Here is a 20,059-nt window from a genome sequence, read left to right as displayed (position 1 = left end):
GTGCATGAATGCGGGAAAGCGATTACGCGATGTGCCCCAGGAAGTCCTTGGTGCGCTCGTGCTTGGGATGGTCGAACACCTCGGTCGGCGTACCCTCCTCCACGATCACGCCGCCGTCCATGAAGACCACGCGGTCGGCGACCTCGCGGGCAAAGCCCATCTCGTGGGTCACCACGATCATCGTCATGCCGCCGCGCGCCAGGTCGCGCATGACGCCGAGGACGTCGCGCACGAGCTCGGGGTCGAGGGCGGAAGTCGCCTCATCGAAGAGCATCACGTGCGGGTTCATGGCGAGGGCACGGGCGATGGCCACACGCTGTTGCTGGCCACCGGAAAGCTGGCTGGGCATGAAGTCGATGCGCTCGGCGAGCCCGACCTTCGTCAGCTCCTCCACGGCGATCTTCGCAGCCTCCTCCTTGCTCCGTTTGAGCACCTTCTGCTGCGCGATCATCACGTTCTTCTTGACGGAGAGGTGCGGGAACAGGTTGAACTGCTGGAACACCATGCCTAAGTGCGTGCGGACGCGGTTCACGTCCACGCCCTTGGCGGTGATCTCCTGTCCCTCGAAGAAGACCTGACCGCCCGTGGGGGTCTCGAGCAGGTTCACGCAACGGAGCATCGTGGATTTGCCGGAGCCGGAGGGCCCGAGCACCACGACCACCTCGCCGCGGTGCACGTCAAGGTTCACGTCGCGCAGAACGACGTTATCGCCGAAGCTCTTCTGCAGGTTCTTGATGCTCACCACGACTTCCGGGGAAGAAACGCCCTTACCGGTAGCGGTCTGGACCGTCTCGCTTGTCTTGGTCATCTCTTCCTCCCTAGAGGTCCGGACGGTTGACGACAGGCAGGGCCGCGCCAGAGCCGGTGTTGTTGATCTTCATGCGCTTGCTCTTGCGCGTGACCGTACCGGCATCCGCACCGGAGAGGCGCTCCTCGAGCTTACTGACCAGGCTGGTCAGCGGCAGCGTGATAACCAGATAGAAGAGAGCCGCGACAACATAGGGGGTAATGGAGCCCGTCGTTGCCACGATCGTCTTCGCGTACATGACGATCTCCATGACGCCCACGGCGGCGAGCAGCGAGGTGTCCTTGTAAAGCAGGATGAACTCGCTCGTCAGGGTGGGGATCACGTTGCGGAACGTCTGCGGGATGATGATGGAGACCATGGTCTGGAAGGCGTTCATGCCCAGGCTGCGCGCAGCCTCGTTCTGCCCCTTGGGGATGGCCTGAATACCGGCGCGGAAGACCTCGCAGAGGTAGGCGGCCGCGTTCATGGCCATGACGATGACGCCCAGCGGATAGTTGCCGATGTTCACGCCCGCGAGCGGCAGACCGAAGAACGCGATGTAGATCTGCAGGAACTCAGGTGTACCGCGAATGATGTTCACGTAGATGCTCGCGATGGCGCGGAGCACGCGCGACTTGGAAATGCGCATGAGCGAGAGGCAGAAGCCGAAGGGAATCGCCAGCGGGAACGCCACGAACACCACGGCGAGCGCCATGAGGAAGCCCTGGAACACGATGGGCAGGCTCGTGAAGATCAACACGGGGTTCAGGAAGAGGCGCAGGAAGCGGTTGGAGTTCCACGCCTGCACGCCGGGATTGCTCTCGAGCGCCTGCTCGATCTGATCGACCACCGACGTCTTGCGGACCTTGACCTGCGGCATGTCCTGGGCGTCGTGGCTCTTGCCGTCGGCGAGCTCATAGGTGCCCGTGAGCGTCATATCGCCGCCGGCCGTGGGGAACTGCACCCCGTAGACCTCGAGGCGCAGGTAGCGCCCCGCAGCGGTGGGCTCCGAGAACTTCACCGTGAGGGTCTGGCCGTCCGCTTCGTAGGTGGCCTTGGGGAACTCGCGCTCCATCAGATCCTCACCGGAGAGCAGCGTCACGCGCGCGTCCTCGGTGGTGAAGGTCGTCCCCTCGGGAAACGTAAGGGTGAGCTGGGAGACCTCCTCGTCGGCATCAGCTTGGAGCTCCCAGGTGATGCGCGTGTCCACGCCGCCGATCACATCGCTTCCGGTGTCGGCGTTGGGCTGCGCGGACAGTTTCTCCACTTGCATGGCGCACGCGGGCGCGGGCGCCGAGAAAGCGCCCGCCGCGAGCACGAGCGCCGTAAGGATGGTGAGCGCGAGCGATCGAATCGAACGCGCGGCGCGCATCGATCGAGCCCTCTCATCTGATCCAGACACGTTGTCTCCTAACAACTTCCAACGAACGAACATGTTTGCATACAAATGCGATACATGAAAGGCAAAATACCCGTTTTATGCAGCGGCCCTCCCCTTTTATACGGGAAGGGCCGCTGCACGTTCGTGAGCGGTCGCCGTCCGCGCGACCAGCTCCTCTGCTTACTTGATGTTGTACTGGCCCATCAGGCTATCCACGGTGCCGTCATCCGTCAGCTCCTTGAGCGCCTTGTTGATGGCGTCCTTCAAGCCGCTGTTGTCCTTGTTGACGGCGATGGCGTACTCCTCGCCCGTGGAGATCAGCTTGACGACCTGCTCGTTATCGAACGAAGTGGCCACGAGCTGGGCTGCGACGGAACGGTTTGTCACGAGCGCCACGGACTGGCCGGCCTGAAGCGCCGAGAAGCAGTCGGTCGCGTTCTTGAACGGCACGAGCTCGGCATTGGGGAAGTTCTCCTTAGCGAAGGCCTCGGCCGTGGAACCGGACTGCACGGCGATCTTGGCGTCGGCGGAGTCGAGCTTCTCCTTGTAGTTGTCGCCCGTGATGTCCGCGTTGTCCTTCATGGTGACGATGGCCTGGTCATCCATGTAGTAGGAGTCGGTGAAGTCGACCTCCTTCTTGCGCTCCGGAGTGACGGTGATGGCGCCGATGCCCACATCGTACTTGGCGCCGGAGGAGACGCCCGGGACGATCGTGTCGAAGTCCACGTTGGCGAACTCGACGGTGAGGCCCAGCTTCTTGGCGATGTCCTGGATGAGGTCCAGGTCGAAGCCCTTGTACTGACCGTCTTCCATGTACTCGAACGGCTCGTATTCGGCGGCGGTGCCGACGGTGAGCGTGCCGTCCTTCACGAGCGTGTAGCCGTCCTTGGAGCTCGAAGCGGCAGATCCGGCGGAGCTGCCGGCAGACGAGGTTCCGGACGTGGAGCTGCCGCCGCACCCGACGAGGCCGAGGCCGGCGATGGCGGCGAAGCCCGAGGCGAGGCCGAGGAACTGACGGCGCGAGACTGACTGGTTGAGCATGAGGAGTACCCCTTCCTTATCCATTCCCCCGCGCCAGATCATATCGCCTGGCGCATAAGGTGTGACCTAGTATGGCGTTTTATGCAACGATGTTCAAACGTTCCTGCCCGTTTGTTTCTATTGAGTATCGATTATGCATAAATGGGGCCATCTGTTTACGATATGGTTTCTGTCGGGTTACAGATGGACTGGGAGGCGCCGGCATGGGTGCGTGGGCCGGGAGCGCACCGCAGTGGCGACCGGTACAATAGGTGGAAACGCGCTCGGAAGGACGCCCATGTCACGAACCCTGTTCATCGATGCCGATGCCTGCCCCGTCACGCGGGAGGCTCTGGATACCGCCCGACGGGCGGGCTGGCCGGTCGTCATCGCCGGCAACAGCACGCAGAACCTGGAGCGCCGCATTCGGCGCGACGACCCACGCGACCCGGAGCATGCGCGCCGGGGCTTCTGGGTAGGCGTTTTGGACGTCTCCGTGGGCGCGGATTCCGCCGATTTCGCGATTGTTGGGCGTCTGAGCGCCGGTGACGTGGTGGTCACGCAGGACATCGGGCTGGCGAGCATGGTCCTCGGACGCGGGGCCGCGGCGATCAGCGTGCGGGGGCACGTATTTCGCAAGGAAACCATCGATATGGAGCTCTTCGTGCGCCACGAGGAGAAGAAGGTGCGCCGTGCCGGAGGCCGCACCCGGGGGCCCGCGGCGTTTTCTTCCGAGGACCGGCGGCGCTTCCGCGAGAACCTCACGCGCCTCCTGGGTTAAAAAGCGCGCGCCGGCCCCGCTTTGTCGCCATCGTGGAAACCGGCCAGACGGAGCCGGGGCGCGTGCGCGTTCCGCTAGCATGAAGCCCCGTCGTTTGAGAGGGGGCCACATGGACGATCCGCGCCGAACCAATCCATCCGATGCCCAGTGGGCGCCCATGTCCGATGAGGCCTGGGCAGAAGCATCTGCTGCCTCTCCCGGCACGCCGCCCGTACCGGATACCGTGTCCGCGCCCGACTCGAACGCCACCGCTCCGAGCAACGCCTCCACAGCCAACGGTGCCCCCGCATACCGCCCGTCCGCCTATGCACATGGCGCCGGCGCACAGGCAGCGGAGGGTCTCCCCGACCGCACGCGCATCGCCCCCGCATCGCTGCGCCCCCTCGCACACGTTCCGGTCTCGCCCTCGGACACCGCGCCGCAGCGTATGCCACGCGCAGCTCAGGTCCCGGTCGAATCGCCCCGACCGCTTCGCGAAAGCGTACTCGGCGGCCGGGACGGAGCGACCCTTCCCGGCAACGATCCGCATCGTCCCGCACGCGAACCGCGCCCGCCGAAGCCTGCGCGCCACGGCTGCGCCGCCGCCCTGCTCTGGCTCATCGTACTCGCGACCATAGCCTTCATGGGGCTCAGGCTCATCCCGCTCGACCACTCCACGGGCCGCATGGTGCCCGAGCTCGTCTCGTTCATGCCGCTCGCCTTGGTCCCCTCCATCTTCTGCCTGGTCCTCGCCGCGCTTTGGCGCCGCCGCATCCTGTTCGTGGTCTGCGCGCTCGCGCTCGGCGTCAACGGCTGGTGGCATGCAGGCTATCTGATTCCCACCGCCCGCGTCTCCCGGGCCGCGGAGACCGCTGTTGCAAGCAGCTCGACCACCGACGACGCCTACGCGCGCATCATGACGGTGAACACGCTCAACGGCAGCGCGAGCGCCCAGGAGATCGTGGACACCTGCCGCGCCCAGCACGTGGAGGTCCTCTGCCTGCAGGAGCTCACCACCACCATGGTGAACGACCTCCTCGCCGCCGGCATCACCGACGTGCTCCCCCACTACATCGTCTCCGACGAAGCGAGCGCGATCAGCAACGGCGGGCGGAACGGCATCTTCACCGCAGCCTCCATGAGCAACGTGTCCTACAACCTGCTGCCCATCGAGACGAGCTCCATGCCCGCCGTGGATATCCAGATCGGCGGCACCACCGTGCGCGTGGTGAGTGTGCACCCCAATTCCCCCACGCGCGGTGCGCAGGACCTCTGGAACGAGGGCCTCTCCGTGATCGGCACCCTCTCCAACTACGACCATGCCTACCTGGTGATGGGAGACTTCAACTCAACCTGGGACCACGCGCGCTTCCGCGAGCTCCTGGGCAGCACCTTCGTGGACGCCTCCGAGCAGGCGGGCGAGGGGTTCCATATGACCTATCCCGCCAACAGCGCGATTCCCTCGATCATCGAGATCGACCATATCGTCTACAGTAAGAACTCCGGCATCACCGTGAGCTCGCTCCAGACGGTGGAGATCGCCGGCACCGATCACCAGGCACTCCTCGCCACGCTCGAGGCGAGCTGATGCGAGGCTGCTCCCAAACACGATCGTAAGAATCAGGCCTGCAACGGAAAAGAGGTTGCGATGCAGCAATTCGTCAGCGACTACATGGAGGGGGCGGCGCCCGAGATCCTCGACGCGCTCACCCGCACCAATATGGAGAAGACCGCCGGCTACGGTCGCGACCCGTATTGCGAGAGCGCGCGAGAGAGGATTCGCCGCGCCTGCAACGCGCCAGAGGCCGAGGTTCATTTTCTCGTCGGCGGCACCCAGACCAACGAGACCGTCATCTCATCGCTGCTCCAGCCCTGGCAGGGCGTCCTCGCAGCCGAAAGCGGACACGTCGCCGTGCATGAGGCGGGGGCGATCGAGCACGGCGGGCACAAGGTGCTCACCGTCCCCGGCGTGGACGGCAAGCTCTCGGGAGACGCCGTCCGCAGCTTCGTCAACGTGTTCTACGCCGACGCCAACTGGGAGCACGAGGTGGCGCCTGGCGCCGTCTACGTGTCGCAACCCACGGAGTACGGCACGCTCTACACCCTCGCCGAGCTCGAGGACATCCGGCGGGCTTGCGATGATGCGAACCTCAAGCTCTACATCGACGGCGCGCGCTTGGGATATGCGCTCGCAGCCGCGGGCAACGACGTCTCCCTTCCCGACCTCGCGCGCCTGGCGGACGTCTTCTACATCGGCGGTACCAAGGTCGGCTGCCTCTTCGGCGAAGCCGTCGTGTTCCCCAAGTCGGGGCTCATCCCCCACTTCTACACCATCACGAAGATCCACGGCGGCATGCTCGCCAAGGGTCGGCTACTGGGCATCCAGTTCGACACGCTTTTTACCGACAACCTCTACGAGCGCCTGGGCGCGCATGGCGACACCTGCGCCGACCGTATCCGCGCCGCGCTCGCGGAGCGCGGATACGAGCTCTTCAAGCCCTCGACCACCAACCAGGTGATGGTGAGCGTAACGCCCGAGCAGGCTGCCGAGCTCGCAAAGCGCGTGGAGTTCGGCTTCATGGAGGCGCTTCCCAACGGGCGCGAGGTCATCCGCTTCTGCACGAGCTGGGCCACGCGCAAGGAGGACGTGGACGAGCTCATCAGCCTCCTCTAGCCGGCAGGATGCCGCTACGCCTTTGCCGCAGCGGCATCCATCTCCTTTTGGCGGGCGCGGTCGCGCGCGAGGATGGGGCCGAGGAACCGACCCGTGTAGCTCTGCTCGCACTTGACCACCTGCTCAGGCGTTCCGGACACCACCACGGTCCCGCCGCCGTCGCCGCCCTCGGGACCCATGTCGATGAGCCGGTCGGCCACCTTGATCACGTCGAGGTTGTGCTCGATCACGAGTACCGTGTTGCCTGCGTCGACCAAGCGCTGCAGCACGTCGATGAGCTGGCGCACGTCTTCGAAGTGCAGGCCCGTGGTCGGCTCGTCCAGGATGTAGAAGGTCTTGCCCGTCTGCTTGCGGTGCAGCTCTTTAGCAAGCTTCACGCGCTGCGCTTCGCCGCCGGAGAGCGTGGTCGCCGGCTGGCCGAGTTTCACGTAGCCCAGGCCCACATCGTAGAGCGTCTGAAGTTTGCGCTTGATCTGCGGGATGTTGCCGAAGAAGGCCAACGCCTCCGTCACGCTCATGTCCAGCACGTCCGAGATGGACTTGCCGCGATACTTCACCTCGAGCGTCTCGCGGTTGTAGCGCTTGCCGTGGCACACCTCGCAGGGCACGTAGATGTCGGGCAGGAAGTGCATCTCGATCTTGATCTGGCCGTCGCCCTTGCAAGCCTCGCAGCGGCCGCCGGACACGTTGAAACTGAAGCGCCCGGGCGAGTAGCCGCGTGCCTTGGACTCCGGTACGCTCGCGAAGAGCGCGCGCAGATCGTCCCAGAGCCCGATGTAGGTGGCGGGGTTGCTGCGCGGGGTACGGCCGATGGGCGACTGGTCGATATCGATTACCTTGTCGATGTTCTCGATACCCTCGAGCTTCTTGTAGGGACCCACCGGACGGGCCGAACGCTGGATGGCGTTGGTGAGCGCCGGGGCGATGGTATCGGTCACCAGGCTCGACTTGCCGGAACCGGAAACACCCGTCACCACCGTGAAGGTACCGAACTCGATCTTCGCCGTCACGTTCTTGAGGTTGTTGCAGGAGGCGCCCGTGATCTTGAGCGCCCCGCGGCCGGGCTTGCGCCGCTTCTCGGGCACGCGGATCATCCGCTTGCCGGTGAGGTACTGGCCGGTCAGCGAGTCCGGGCAGGCCATGATCTGCTCCGGCGTTCCCGCCGCCACCACGCGCCCGCCGTGCTCGCCGGCACCGGGGCCCATGTCCACCACGTAGTCCGCCGCGCGGATGGTATCCTCGTCGTGCTCGACCACGATGACCGTGTTGCCGATATCGCGCAGGCGCTCGAGCGTGGCGATGAGGCGCTCGTTGTCGCGCTGGTGCAGGCCGATGGACGGCTCGTCCAGAATATAGAGCACGCCCATGAGGCCTGCACCGATCTGCGTGGCCAGGCGAATGCGTTGCGCCTCGCCGCCGGAAAGCGTGGCAGAGGCGCGGTCGAGCGTGAGATAGTCCAGACCCACATCAACCAGGAAGCGCAGGCGCTCGATGACCTCCTTGACGATGCGCCCGCCGATGAACTGCTGGCGCTCGGTCAGCTCGAGCCCCTCGAAGAACGCGAGCCCCTGCTTGCAGCTCATGCAGCACACGTCGCAGATGGACTTACCGCCCACCGTGACGGCGAGCATCTCCGGCCGCAGGCGCGCGCCGTGGCATGCGGTGCACGGCTCCTCGCGGATGTACTTCTCGAGCTTGGCGCGGGTAGACTCGCTCTCGGACTCCGTGTAGCGCTCGTAGAGGATGTTCCGCACCCCGGAGAACTTGGTGAACCAGTACGTGTCGCGGCCGTCCTTGGTGTGATAGTCCACGCGCATCTTGTCGTTGCCGAGCCCGTCCAGGAAGACGCGACGGACCTTCGCCGGCAGCTTCTTCCACGGCGTCGACGGGTCTACGCCCAGGTGCAGGCAGAGCGCGTGGAAGATCTGCGGGTAGTAGTTCGACTTACCGAAGAAGGAGCCGAACACGCCCTCGTCCACCGAGAGGTTGGGGTCCTCGATCAGCGCCTCGGCGTCCACCACCTTCTTGAAGCCTAGGCCGTCGCACTCCGGACAGGCGCCGTAGGGCGCGTTGAACGAGAAATCGCGCGGCTGCAGGTCGTCGATGGAGTGACCGTGCTCGGGGCACGCGAGCGCCAGCGAGTACTGCAGCAGCTCGCCCTCGGTTCCCTCGGGTGCATCGCGATCGGGCAGCAGGTAGACGGCCATGTTGCCGTGCGCCAGCCTGGTGGCTGTCTCCACCGCCTCGGCGATGCGGCCAAGGCTCCCCTCGCGTATGACGATGCGGTCCACCACCACCTCGATGGTGTGCTTGAACTTCTTGTCGAGCTCGATGGGGTCGTCGAGCGAGCGCACCTCGCCGTCCACGCGCACGCGCGAGTAGCCCTGGGCGCGCAGGTCCTCGAGCAGCTTGGCGAACTCGCCCTTGCGCCCCACCACGACGGGCGAGAGCACGAGCGCCCGGTGACCCTCACCCGCAGCGAGGATCTTATCCGCCACCTGATCGGTGGTCTGGCGCTCGATCACGCGGCCGCACTCCGGGCAATGCGGCGTGCCGATGCGTGCGAAGAGCAGGCGCAGGTAGTCGTAGATCTCGGTGACCGTGCCCACCGTGGAGCGCGGGTTCTTGCTCGTGGTCTTCTGGTCGATGGACACGGCCGGAGAAAGGCCGTCGATCGAGTCCAGGTCGGGCTTGTCCATCTGCCCCAGGAACTGGCGGGCGTAGCTCGAGAGCGATTCCACGTAGCGGCGCTGTCCTTCGGCGTAGATGGTGTCGAAGGCCAGGCTCGATTTACCGGAGCCGGAGAGGCCCGTGATGACGGCGAGCTTGTCGCGCGGGATGGTCACGTCGATATCCTGCAGGTTGTGCTCGCGCGCGCCGCGGATGACGATGGATGAATCTGACATGGCGAACCTCTCGCATGGATGAGAACACTCGTTTTGGCAGGTCTATAGTCTAGCGCACGATACGGACACGTGTTCGTGATAGGTGGCGCCGTCACAAACCGCGCATGCTCGTTGCCGCGCGGTTGGGCGCATTTTATGATGAGCTGGTCCGGAAGCGATGCGGAGAACGAGGCGGCATGGCCGATTACCAGCATATTGTCCATGGACTCGAGCCGGTGTTCAACAACCGGTCGCGCATACTCGTGCTGGGCTCGCTCCCGTCCGCGCTCTCGCGCGCGAACGCCTTCTATTACGGCAATCCGCGTAACAGGTTCTGGCGGGTGCTCGCCGCCAGTCTGAACGAACCCGTCCCGCCAAACGAGGGAGACCCGCTGGCTGCGGGGTCTCTGAACGACGCCGAACCCGCTGCCGCCACCCTCGAGCAATCCATAGCCGCCAAGCGGGCGCTCCTGCTGCGCCATGGCATCGCGCTCTGGGACGTGATCCACAGCTGCGATATCAAGGGCTCCTCGGACGCGAGCATCAGGAACGTGACGCCCGCCGACCTCGCACGCGTTCTCGATGCGGCGAAGATCGAGCGCATCGTCTGCAACGGTGGGACCGCCGGCCGCCTCTACCATCGCTACCTCGAGGAGGCAGCTGGCTTTCCCGCCATCGTCCTGCCCTCCACCAGCCCCGCGAACGCCGCATGGACGCTCGAGCGCCTCATCGAGCGCTGGCAGCCGGAACTCTCCCCGCCGCGCGCGGCGTCTCGCCTGCGGTAGCGCCGACCGGTGCTCGCCGCTCAGGACAATTCGGAGTGGTGCGTGAAACCAGCCGGTTACAAAAGCGTGCCCGTTTGCGCGCGTTATCAGCCTGAAACATGCCATGCATAGAATCGGCCTAGGATTGCATATCGGCGCCAGGAACTGAGACGCCGGGAGAGGGGTCGTCATGGCTAACAACAGCATCTATCAGTTCGAGCGGCCGACGAATGAGCCCGGTCGCGGCTTCATGCCCGGTTCACCCGAGAAGACGGCGCTCAAGGACGAGCTCGCCCGCCAGCAAGCCGGCGTGGAGCGCATCCCGCTCATCATCGGCGGCAAGCCGGTCTACACCGAGAAGACCGTGCCCGTCGTGCTCCCGCACGACCACCACCATGTTATCGCCGAGCTCTCCATCGCCGGACCCGAGGAACTCGCCGCTGCGATCAAGGCCGCCATGGACGCCAAGGAAGCCTGGGAGGCGCTTTCCACCGAGCACCGCCTGGCCATCTTCGAAAAGGCTGCCGCGCTCGTGGCGGGTCCCTGGCGCAACCGCATCGTCGCCTCCAACATGCTCGGGCAGAGCAAGGTCGTCCGCCAGGCCGAGGGTGAATCTGCCTGCGCCCTCGCCGACTTCCTGCGCTTCGGCGTGGCCGACGCACGCCGGATCTACGCCGACCAGCCCATGCGACCCGGCTTTACCGAGATGAACCGCGTCGTCTACCGCCCGCTCGAGGGATTCGTCGTGGCCGTGGCGCCGTTCAACTTCACGTCCATCTCGTGCAACCTGGCCTGCGCGCCCGCGCTCTGCGGCAACGTGGTGCTCTGGAAGCCCTCGACCACGGCGGCGCTCGCCAGCTGGCGCTTCATGCAGGTCCTCATGGAAGCGGGCCTTCCCGCCGGCGTCATCAACTTCATCCCCTGCCGCGGCGATGCGCTGCAGAACTGCGTGCTTGCCAGCCCTGACTTCGCCGGCTTTCACTTCACCGGTTCCACGCAGGTGTTCTCCGACGTGTGGCGGTTCGTGGGCGAGCACATCGACGCCTACAAGACCTACCCGCGCCTGGTGGGCGAGACCGGTGGCAAGGACTTCGTCTTCGCCCACCCCTCGGCGGATATCGACGCCCTGGTCGCCTGCCTGGCCCTCTCCCCCTTCGAGTACCAGGGGCAGAAGTGCTCTGCCGCGAGCCGCGCGTACGTGCCCAAGAGCATCTGGCCCAAGGTCCGCGAGAAGCTGCTCGCAGCCGTTGCCACGCTCAAGGTGGGAGACCCCTGCGACTTCCGCAACATGCTGGGCGCCGTCATCGACGAGCGCGCCTACCGTCGCTGCGCCGACGCGATCGACGCCGCCCGCGACGCCGAGGATGCCACGCTGCTCTGCGGCGGACACGACGACGACCGCGGCTGGTTCATCTACCCCGCCGTCATCGAGACGGGGAACCCTCACTACGACACCATGGAACGCGAGCTCTTCGGCCCGGTGCTGACGGTGTATCCCTACGATGACGACAAGCTCGACGAGACGCTCGCGCTGTGCGATGCCTCCGAGTACGGCCTCACGGGCTCCATCTACTGCGAGGGCCGCGAGGAGCTCGCCCGCCTGGAATGGGTGCTGCGCAACGCCGCCGGCAATCTCTACCTGAACGACAAGCCCTCCGGCTCCGCCGTGGGCCAGCAGCCCTTCGGCGGCGCGCGCCACTCCGGCACCAACGACAAGGCGGGAACCGCCCTCAACCTGCATCGCTGGATGAGCCCCTGCGCCGTGAAGGAAGCGTATGCGCCGAGTCCCGCGATCACGTATCCCTACATGACCGAGGAATAAGCCGCAGCCCCGGCAAATCCCCTACCCCGTTTTTCCGCCCCGGCGGGCGCGTCGACGACATCGACCGCCCGCCGGGGCATTTCCTGCGCTTCGGGCGCTCCGGCATAGAAAAGGAAGCGGCCTTGCACGACATCCTCGATGCCATGCAAGGCCGCTTCCCAGAGAGGAGAGCTGGTATCCGCGCGCTACTCGGCGAAGAGCGGCGTGGAGAGGTAGCGCTCACCGGTGTCGGCGAGCAGGGCCACAATGGTCTTTCCCTCGTTCTCGGGACGCTTGGCGAGCTGGACGGCAGCCCAGACGGCGGCGCCGGAGGAGATGCCCACGAGCACGCCCTCCTTGTGGCCCACCGCGCGACCGGTCGCGAAGGCATCCTCGTTGGAGACGGTGACGACCTCGTCGTACACCTTGGTGTCCAGCACGTCGGGCACGAAGCCGGCGCCGATTCCCTGGATCTTGTGGGTGCCTGCATGGCCCTCGGAGAGCACCGGCGAGCTCTTGGGCTCAACGGCGACCACGCGCACATCGGGGTTCTGCTGCTTGAGGTAGTGGCCCACGCCGGTCACCGTGCCGCCGGTACCCACGCCGGCCACGAAGACGTCGACCTTGCCGTCCGCATCCTCCCAGATCTCGGGACCGGTGGTCTTCTCGTGGGCCGCCGGGTTGGACGGGTTGGTGAACTGGCCGGGAATGAAGCTCTTGGGCGTGGTCTCGGCGAGCTCCTTGGCCTTGGCGATGGCGCCCTTCATACCCTCGGAGCCCGGGGTGAGCACCAGCTTGGCGCCGTACGCCTGCATGAGCTGGCGACGCTCGACGCTCATGGTCTCGGGCATGGTGATGATGAGCTGGTAACCGCGCGCGGCGGCGACGCTCGCCAGGCCGACGCCGGTGTTACCGCTCGTGGGCTCGATGAGCGTGTAGCCGTCGTGCGGACGGATCTTACCGGCGGCCTCGGCATCGTCGAGCATGGCCTTGGCGATACGGTCCTTCACCGACCCTGCCGGGTTGAAGTACTCGAGCTTGACGAGAACGCGGGCCTTGAGCCCCTCCTCCTTCTCGATGTGGCTGAGCTCGAGGAGCGGGGTGTGACCGATCAGCTGGTCGATGGACGTGTAGATGTTCGCCATCATATGCCTCCTGTAGCGTCGTTATCATTTATTCCTATATCCATGTAGGGTAATTAGGAATCTTGTTGCTCATAGTAAAGTCCTTGAATCCTAGTTTGTCAATAGGATTATGAGATAATCGGTGGGCGGTCTGATCCCGCTCAAAAAAATCGCGGGACGATTCCCCCACCCCTTTGTATATAAACCCGTCATTCTGGTAGGATAATGGGAAACAGATTGGAAGGAGTTCGCCATGCTGATTTCAACCAAAGGGCGCTACGCCCTCCGCGTCATGGTCGATCTTGCCGAGCATCAGGCGGCTGGTCGCATCCCCCTCAAAGAGATCGCCGACCGCCAGGGCGTATCGGAAAAGTACCTCGAGAACATTCTCGCCACGCTGGTGCGCGCCGGCCTGCTCTCGGGCATGCGCGGCAAGGGCGGCGGCTACCGCCTCACGCGCGATCCCGACAAGTACACCGCGGGTGAGATCCTACGCCTAACCGAGGGGAGCCTGGCTCCGGTTTCGTGCCTGGAGGGCGGCAACAACGGCTGCGAGCGCGCCGGCGAGTGCCGTACCATCGGCATGTGGCGCGAGCTCGATGAGATGATCAGCAACTACCTCGACGGCATCACCGTGGCCGATCTGGTCGCCAAGCCCATGGAGTACGACTTCGTCATCTAGGCTTCGGGCCGGAAGACCACCCGGAAAAGCGGGCACGTTCCCGCACGAACAAGCTGGGGAAGGAGGGCGCATGCCCGCCAAGCGCGTGCTCGTCGCCATGAGCGGCGGCGTGGACTCAAGCGTTACCGCGTACCTGCTCAAGCAGCAGGGCTATGCCTGCGAGGGCGCCACGATGCGGCTGACCTGCTCGCGCTCCTTCGACGACGTGGGCCCGCGAAGCTGCTGCTCACTCGCCGACATCGCCGATGCCCAGGCCGTCTGCGAGCGTCTGGGCATCCCCCATCACGTACTCGACATGCGCGAGCTCTTCGAGCGCCACGTGGTCGATAAGTTCGTGGAGACCTACGAGGACGGACGGACGCCCAACCCGTGCATCGACTGCAACCGCTACCTCAAGTTCGGCTCCCTCCTCGACTACGCGCTCGAGCACGGGTTCGACGCCATCGCCACCGGCCACTACGCGCGGATAGCCCAGGACCCAAGCGGCACCTGGACCCTGAGCTGCGGCGTGGACCCCGCCAAGGATCAGAGCTACGTGCTCTACTCGCTCACCCAGGAACGCCTGGCGCGCACGCTCCTGCCGCTCGGCGGCCTGGTGAAGAGCCGCGACGTGCGGCGCATCGCCGAGGAACAGGGGTTTGTCAACGCCGAGAAGCCCGACAGCCAGGGCATCTGCTTCGTTCCGGATGGGGACTTCGCGGGCTATATCGAGCGCCGACGCGGCGAGCTCCTGCCCGAGGGCGACATCGTGGACGCAACGGGCGTCGTGCTCGGCCATCACCAGGGCGCGATCCGCTACACCGTGGGGCAGCGCAAGGGGCTGGGCGTCGCCATGCTCCACCCCGTCTACGTGACCGCCGTGGACGCGCGCGCCAACACCGTGACACTCGGCGAGAACGCGGACCTCATGGCAAGCGCCCTTGTGGCGGACGACTGGATCTGGAGCGCACCGGAGGCCGAGATGCGCGCCGCGCTCGATGCCGCCGGCTCCGCCGGCGTTCCCGTCTCGGCGAAGATCCGCTACCATCAACCGTCGCAGACGGCACGTCTGAGCTGGGGAGATGCAAGCAGCTTGCATAATGGCAGCTCAACGGTGCTCAGAGTGACGTTCTCCCAGCCCCAGCGCGCGATCGCACCCGGCCAAGCCGTGGTGGTCTACGACGGGGACCGCGTGCTCGGCGGCGGTACCGCGCTCGCCGCCTTCCGCTAATGCGTGGCGCAAGGAAACAGCCTGCCCCGCGCGCCACATACCCCGCTGATTCCACGGTTCATGAGGAAGACGGCCCTCGCACCGCCGCGTCTTGTGTTGTCTCTGTGTCTGCTAGACACCCCCAGGGGGAGGGGGTATCATGCAGGCGAATTCAAAGGAAGGAGTCGCATGGCTCACGAGAAGTTCAATGTAGCGGGCATGACCTGCGGTGCGTGCCAGGCGCACGTGAACCGTGCCGTCAGCAGGCTGCCCGGCGTCTCGACCGTCGCCGTCAACCTGCTCTCCGGCTCCATGGCGGTCGACTACGACGAAACCCAGCTCAGCGCCGAGGACATCTGCACCGCCGTGGACCGCGCCGGCTACGGCGCCACCCCGGCGGATGCCGCGCCCGCTGCCGGGTCCGGACAGCAATCCGCCCCCGCCGCGCGTTTGGAGTCCCCCACCAAAAAGCTCGAGGCCACGGCTGAGGCCATGAAGACACGCCTTATCGTCTCGCTCGTCTTCTGGGCACCGCTCTTCTATCTGGGCATGGGCCACATGTTCCACTGGCCGCTACCCGCCGTGTTCACCGACCACATGCACTCCATGACGCTCGCGCTCACCCTGCTGCTGCTCACCGTGCCCATCGTCTTCGCCAACCGCGCCTACTTCGTGAACGGCTGGAAGTCCACCCTGCGCGGCGCCCCCACCATGGACGCGCTCGTGGCGATCGGCGCCGCGGCGAGCCTCGGCTGGTCCGTCTACGCCATGTACGCCATGGCAGACATGCTCGCCATGAAGGATCCCATGGGCGCCATGGAGATGGGCATGGACAACCTCTACTTCGAAGCCGCCGGCACCATCCTCACCCTCGTCACCGTGGGCAAGTACCTGGAGACCCGCAGCAAGTCCAAGACCGGTGGGGCCATCGAGAAACTCATCGACCTCGCCCCCAAGCGCGCGACGGTGGTTCTGGACGACGGAACCGAGCACGAGGTCGCCGTGGAAGCAATCCAGCTGGGCCAGACCGTGCGCGTGCGCCCCGGCGAGAGCATCCCGGTGGACGGCGTGGTCCTCGAGGGCAGCTCGGCGGTGGATGAGTCCGCGCTCACGGGCGAGAGCATGCCGGCGGAGAAGAACCCCGGCGATACCGTCTCGGCGGCCACCATCAACCGCACCGGCAGCTTCACCTTCCGCGCCACCCGCGTGGGCGCCGACACCAACCTCGCCAAGATCATTCAGCTGGTAGAGGACGCCAACGCCACCAAGGCACCTATCAGCCGCCTGGCCGACCAAGTTGCCGCGGTGTTCGTCCCCGTCGTAATCGCCATCGCGCTCGTGACCTTCATCGCCTGGATAATCGTCACCGGCAACGCCAACGAGGCCCTCACCGCCGCCGTGGCCGTGCTCGTCATCAGCTGCCCCTGCGCGCTCGGCCTCGCCACCCCCGTGGCCATTATGGTGGGCACCGGTAAGGGCGCCGAGATGGGCATCCTCTTCAAGAGCGCCGAGGCTCTGGAGACGCTGCGCGGCGTGGGCAGCGTGGTCCTCGACAAGACGGGCACCGTGACGCAAGGCAAACCCGCCGTGACCGACGTGCTCCCCGCCACCCGCGCGGACGGCACGCCCGCCTGCAGCGAGAAGCAGCTGATGAAACTCGCCGCGGCGCTCGAGCGCGGCAGCGAGCACCCACTGGCCGAAGCCGTCATGGCGCGGGCGGGCGAGATGGGCATCGTCGCCCGCGTGGTCGAGGACTTCCAGGCCGTGCCCGGACGCGGCGTGACGGCACGCGAGGGCCAGAACCGCATTGCCGCCGGCAACGCCGCCCTCATGGGAGAGCTGGGGGTGGCCGTGGACGAGCACCGGCTGGACGAGCTGGCCCAGGCCGGCAAGACCCCGCTGCTCTTTGCCAAGAACGGCGAGCTCATGGGCATCATCGCCGTGGCCGACGAGGTCAAGCCCACGAGCAAGGCGGCCATCGCGGCGCTGCGCGAGCTGGGCGTCTCGGTCAAGATGCTCACCGGCGACAACCGCCGTACCGCCGAGGCCATCGCGCGCCAGGTGGGCCTTGCCGCAGGCGACGTCATAGCCGACGTCATGCCCGCCGACAAGGAACGCCAGGTGCGCGAGCTCCAAGCCGCGGGCCAGAAGGTCGCCATGGTGGGCGATGGCATCAACGACTCCCCGGCACTCGCCCGCGCCGATGTGGGCCTCGCCATCGGCACCGGCGCCGACATCGCCAAGGAGGGCGCAGACGTGGTACTCATGCGGAGCGACCTCATGGACGTGGCACGCGCCGTGGAGCTCTCCCGTGCGGTGATCCGCAACATCAAGCAGGATCTGTTCTGGGCGCTCATCTACAACGGCTGCGGTATCCCGCTCGCCGCGGGCGTCTTCTACCCGCTCACGGGCTGGCAGCTCTCGCCTATGTTCGGCGCCGCCGCCATGAGCCTCTCGAGCCTGTGCGTGGTGAGCAACGCGCTGCGCCTGCGCGCCTTCAAGCCCAAGGTGGCGCAGTAAGGCTCTATCGGTTTCAAGCGAAGCGGAACGAACCCCCGCCCGCTGGGAATAAAGGTATGGATTGCTTGAGAGAAGCCTCAAGCACAGAGAACAGGCTTTCCAGGTGCCCGAGATTGGCGCGAGCGAGGAGCGCGGCGCGCTTAGCACGTAAGCGACGATTGAACGCCAGGGTCGGGTACCTGGGAAGGCCGCAGGGAAAGAGAGGACGACATGAAGTACACGATCAAAACCAAGGGCATGATGTGCGGCCACTGCGAGGCGTCCGTCGAGGCGTCGCTCCTGAAGGTCCCCGGCGTGACGGATGCCGATGCCGACCACGACACCAACACCGTCGAGGTCGAGGCGAGCGCGCCGGTCACCGAGGACGCCCTCAAGGACGCCGTCCATGCCGCTGGCGACAACTTCTACGCGCTCACCGTCCAGACGGCGTAATATGCTTACCAGACGCGGCGGGGTACTCGGCTCCGCCGCGTTCCCTTGTCCGCCCCTGCACAACGCCGATAGAACTGCGAGGATCCGCCCATGATGGCCGACCATGAGAAAGTAAAGCGCCTGCTCAAGACCGCGCGCGGCCAGATCGACGGCATCCTGAAGATGGTGGATGAGGACCGCTACTGTATCGACGTTTCCACCCAGCTCATGGCCACGGAGTCGCTTATCGCACGCGTCAACGCCGACGTGCTCAAGGCGCATATCGAAGGTTGCGTGCGCAGCGCCTGCGACTGCGGCTGCGAGTCGGAAAAGGCCGAGAAGCTCGCCGAGATCGAGCGCGTCATCGACAAGCTCGCCCGCTAACGAAAATACTCGCCAACGAAAGCGCGGCGTATCGGTACCCCTCCGATGCGCCGCGCTTTTCTTATCGATTGAGATGGCGGTCGAGAAAGTGGAACGCGAGGTCGACCCAGGGCCTGACAACACGCTGCCTCGGGAGGAAATCATCCTCTGCCTCCGCCGGCCAAGTGTTCTCATTCGCCACGGACGGGCCGTGTCCGCCCTGGTCGAAGACGTGCAGCTCATGGGGAACGCCCGCTTCTGCCAGCTTGGCCGCGAAGGGGTAAGTCTGCGTCACGGGAACCGCCTGGTCGTCTGCGGCGCACCAGATAAAGGTCGGCGGCATGTAGCGATCCACGTGCGAGGCAGGGCCGATCTCTTCGAGGCGCTCATCAGAGAAGTCGCCACCCGCGAGTTGGCCGAAGAAGTCGTTCAGAAGGTCGCGGCCGGTCTTGCCGCCCGTCTTGGGCACACGAAGGTCGATGCGCGGGTCGCGGGTCTTCCAGGCACGCCAGGCAACCAAATCGAGGAGCGGATACCCGAGCACCACGGCGTCAGGCCGGATGAGCTCAGATCGCACGCCCACCGTGCTCGCGAGCCCGCCCTCGCGCCACGTGGCGGCAAGCGACGCGCAGATAAAGCCGCCTGCCGAGAACCCGACCACGACCACGCGCTCCGGATCCACGTGCCAGGCAGCGGCGTTCGCGCGCACGGTGGCGACCATGCAGGCGAGGTCGGCCTCCGGTGCCGGGAACGCGATGTCGCCCGTCTCGGTGGTCACGTAATCCAGCACGAACGCCTGGTATCCACGGTTCAGAAACTCAAGCGCCACCGGCTCCTTCTCATGCGCGGCGATGGTCTTGAAGCTTCCGCCGCCGCAGACGATGACAGCAGGCCGAGCGTCACGCGAACCCTTCCCCACCGCATCGGCCAGATAGGCGGTATACGTGGCCGGCTTTTCGGGCGTGGGCTCTTCGCCCCAAAGGGCATGGTTCTCGATGATCATGGTGCAGCTCCGTTGTTCGTTTGCGATGCGTTTGCGAGTGCGCTCCTAGGATATACCCACGACGGCGCGTTGCGCCACAAGACGACGAGCTCGGCCCTGCACTGGAAAAGCCCCCGTCTTTTGGGTATAACCAGATACATTGCACCTAAGGAGCAGGAGTATCCGATGAATGACTTCATGAAAGACCGCTACGGCGTCGACGAGCTCACCACCATCATGGGAATCGCGGGCATGGTGCTCGTGCTCATCGGAACCATCGCGCAGTGGCAATGGCTCACCTACGTGGGTCTCATCCTCGTCGTCTTGGCGCTCGTGCGCGCGCTCTCCAAGAATCTCGACGCACGCAAGCGCGAGAACGAACGGTGGCTCGAGCTCGCGGCGTCGATCCCGGGCGCTGGCAGCCTGCTCTCCGGCAAGGGCGCCGGTTCCGCCGGTGCCGCCGGTTCTCGCCCCACCGCGGACGACCTCAAGCGCCAGGTCCGCACCACCAAGAAGATGTGGAAGGACCGCAAGACCAAGTCGTTCCTCAAGTGCCCCACCTGCGGCACCATGCTCGCCGTCCCCAAGGGCAAGGGCAAGCTCATCGTCACCTGCCCCAAGTGCCGCACGCGCATGGAGACGCGCTCGTAGAAACGGGCCGCAGGGCAGATTGCGCCAGACATACCGCGCACACCGTGCGCATCGCATCCCGGGAG

The 20,059-nt window shown here is 65.7% G+C and carries 17 protein-coding genes; 11 read left to right on the top strand and 6 right to left on the bottom strand.

Annotated features, from left to right (window positions below):
• Positions 1–22 precede the first annotated feature (22 nt).
• The 3 genes from GDJ97_RS05855 to GDJ97_RS05845 all read right to left on the bottom strand — a co-directional run bounded on the left by GDJ97_RS05855 (position 23) and on the right by GDJ97_RS05845 (position 3,209).
• Positions 23–808 carry an amino acid ABC transporter ATP-binding protein gene (locus GDJ97_RS05855; protein WP_152070371.1) on the bottom strand — a complete coding sequence of 262 codons (786 nt, stop codon included), beginning with the start codon at positions 806–808 and terminating at the stop codon, positions 23–25.
• Between the two features lie 10 nt (positions 809–818).
• A complete protein-coding gene (locus tag GDJ97_RS05850; RefSeq protein WP_226808862.1) occupies positions 819–2,189 on the bottom strand; it encodes an amino acid ABC transporter permease in 1,371 nt (456 codons plus the stop codon).
• A gap of 159 nt (positions 2,190–2,348) precedes the next feature.
• Positions 2,349–3,209 carry an ABC transporter substrate-binding protein gene (locus tag GDJ97_RS05845; protein ID WP_152070370.1) on the bottom strand — a complete coding sequence of 287 codons (861 nt, stop codon included), beginning with the start codon at positions 3,207–3,209 and terminating at the stop codon, positions 2,349–2,351.
• A gap of 277 nt (positions 3,210–3,486) precedes the next feature.
• Between GDJ97_RS05845 and GDJ97_RS05840 the strand changes: the two genes are divergently transcribed.
• From GDJ97_RS05840 to GDJ97_RS05830, 3 genes are all read left to right on the top strand, one after another.
• Complete coding sequence (locus GDJ97_RS05840) at positions 3,487–3,969, top strand: DUF188 domain-containing protein (protein ID WP_152070369.1); 483 nt, start codon at positions 3,487–3,489, stop codon at positions 3,967–3,969.
• Between the two features lie 109 nt (positions 3,970–4,078).
• Positions 4,079–5,536, top strand: a complete 1,458-nt coding sequence (locus tag GDJ97_RS05835; protein WP_193221330.1) for an endonuclease/exonuclease/phosphatase family protein — start codon at positions 4,079–4,081, stop codon at positions 5,534–5,536.
• 60 nt (positions 5,537–5,596) lie between these two features.
• Positions 5,597–6,622 carry a low specificity L-threonine aldolase gene (locus GDJ97_RS05830; protein ID WP_152070367.1) on the top strand — a complete coding sequence of 342 codons (1,026 nt, stop codon included), beginning with the start codon at positions 5,597–5,599 and terminating at the stop codon, positions 6,620–6,622.
• Between the two features lie 14 nt (positions 6,623–6,636).
• Here GDJ97_RS05830 and uvrA read toward each other — a convergent pair whose 3' ends face one another.
• Positions 6,637–9,528 carry an excinuclease ABC subunit UvrA gene (gene uvrA / locus GDJ97_RS05825; RefSeq protein WP_152070366.1) on the bottom strand — a complete coding sequence of 964 codons (2,892 nt, stop codon included), beginning with the start codon at positions 9,526–9,528 and terminating at the stop codon, positions 6,637–6,639.
• Between the two features lie 176 nt (positions 9,529–9,704).
• Between uvrA and GDJ97_RS05820 the strand changes: the two genes are divergently transcribed.
• Entirely contained in the window at positions 9,705–10,292 is a 588-nt protein-coding gene (locus GDJ97_RS05820; protein ID WP_152070365.1) for a uracil-DNA glycosylase family protein, read from the top strand.
• 169 nt (positions 10,293–10,461) lie between these two features.
• Entirely contained in the window at positions 10,462–12,093 is a 1,632-nt protein-coding gene (pruA, locus tag GDJ97_RS05815) for an L-glutamate gamma-semialdehyde dehydrogenase (RefSeq protein ID WP_152070364.1), read from the top strand.
• 185 nt (positions 12,094–12,278) lie between these two features.
• On the opposite strand, the gene cysK is transcribed toward pruA, so the two are convergent.
• A complete protein-coding gene (cysK, locus tag GDJ97_RS05810) occupies positions 12,279–13,217 on the bottom strand; it encodes a cysteine synthase A (RefSeq protein WP_152070363.1) in 939 nt (312 codons plus the stop codon).
• A 232-nt stretch (positions 13,218–13,449) separates the two neighbouring features.
• On the opposite strand from cysK, the gene GDJ97_RS05805 reads away from it, so the two are divergent.
• The 5 genes from GDJ97_RS05805 (at position 13,450) to GDJ97_RS05785 (ending at position 18,382) form a co-directional block, all read left to right on the top strand.
• Complete coding sequence (locus tag GDJ97_RS05805) at positions 13,450–13,878, top strand: Rrf2 family transcriptional regulator (protein WP_152070362.1); 429 nt, start codon at positions 13,450–13,452, stop codon at positions 13,876–13,878.
• Positions 13,879–13,948: 70 nt separating this feature from the next.
• Complete coding sequence (mnmA, locus tag GDJ97_RS05800; protein ID WP_193221328.1) at positions 13,949–15,088, top strand: tRNA 2-thiouridine(34) synthase MnmA; 1,140 nt, start codon at positions 13,949–13,951, stop codon at positions 15,086–15,088.
• 168 nt (positions 15,089–15,256) lie between these two features.
• Positions 15,257–17,587, top strand: a complete 2,331-nt coding sequence (locus tag GDJ97_RS05795; RefSeq protein ID WP_152070361.1) for a heavy metal translocating P-type ATPase — start codon at positions 15,257–15,259, stop codon at positions 17,585–17,587.
• 210 nt (positions 17,588–17,797) lie between these two features.
• Positions 17,798–18,019: a heavy-metal-associated domain-containing protein gene (locus GDJ97_RS05790; protein ID WP_152070360.1), complete on the top strand. Its 222-nt coding sequence runs from the start codon at positions 17,798–17,800 to the stop codon at positions 18,017–18,019.
• A gap of 90 nt (positions 18,020–18,109) precedes the next feature.
• Positions 18,110–18,382: a metal-sensing transcriptional repressor gene (locus GDJ97_RS05785; protein ID WP_152070359.1), complete on the top strand. Its 273-nt coding sequence runs from the start codon at positions 18,110–18,112 to the stop codon at positions 18,380–18,382.
• A gap of 61 nt (positions 18,383–18,443) precedes the next feature.
• Here GDJ97_RS05785 and GDJ97_RS05780 read toward each other — a convergent pair whose 3' ends face one another.
• The gene (locus tag GDJ97_RS05780) at positions 18,444–19,364 is read right to left on the bottom strand and encodes an alpha/beta hydrolase (protein WP_152070358.1); all 921 of its coding nucleotides are present in this window, start codon (positions 19,362–19,364) and stop codon (positions 18,444–18,446) included.
• A 165-nt stretch (positions 19,365–19,529) separates the two neighbouring features.
• Here GDJ97_RS05780 and GDJ97_RS05775 point away from each other — a divergent pair, with 165 nt between their 5' ends.
• On the top strand, positions 19,530–19,994 hold the full coding sequence (locus tag GDJ97_RS05775) for a hypothetical protein (RefSeq protein WP_152070357.1): 465 nt from the start codon (positions 19,530–19,532) through the stop codon (positions 19,992–19,994).
• The last annotated feature ends 65 nt before the right edge of the window (positions 19,995–20,059 follow it).

The sequence above is a fragment of the Collinsella sp. AK_207A genome (assembly GCF_902501965.1).
Taxonomy (GTDB): Bacteria; Actinomycetota; Coriobacteriia; order Coriobacteriales; family Coriobacteriaceae; genus Collinsella.
Note: the sequence above shows the minus strand (reverse complement) of the source record. Positions and strands in the feature narration are given on the sequence as shown.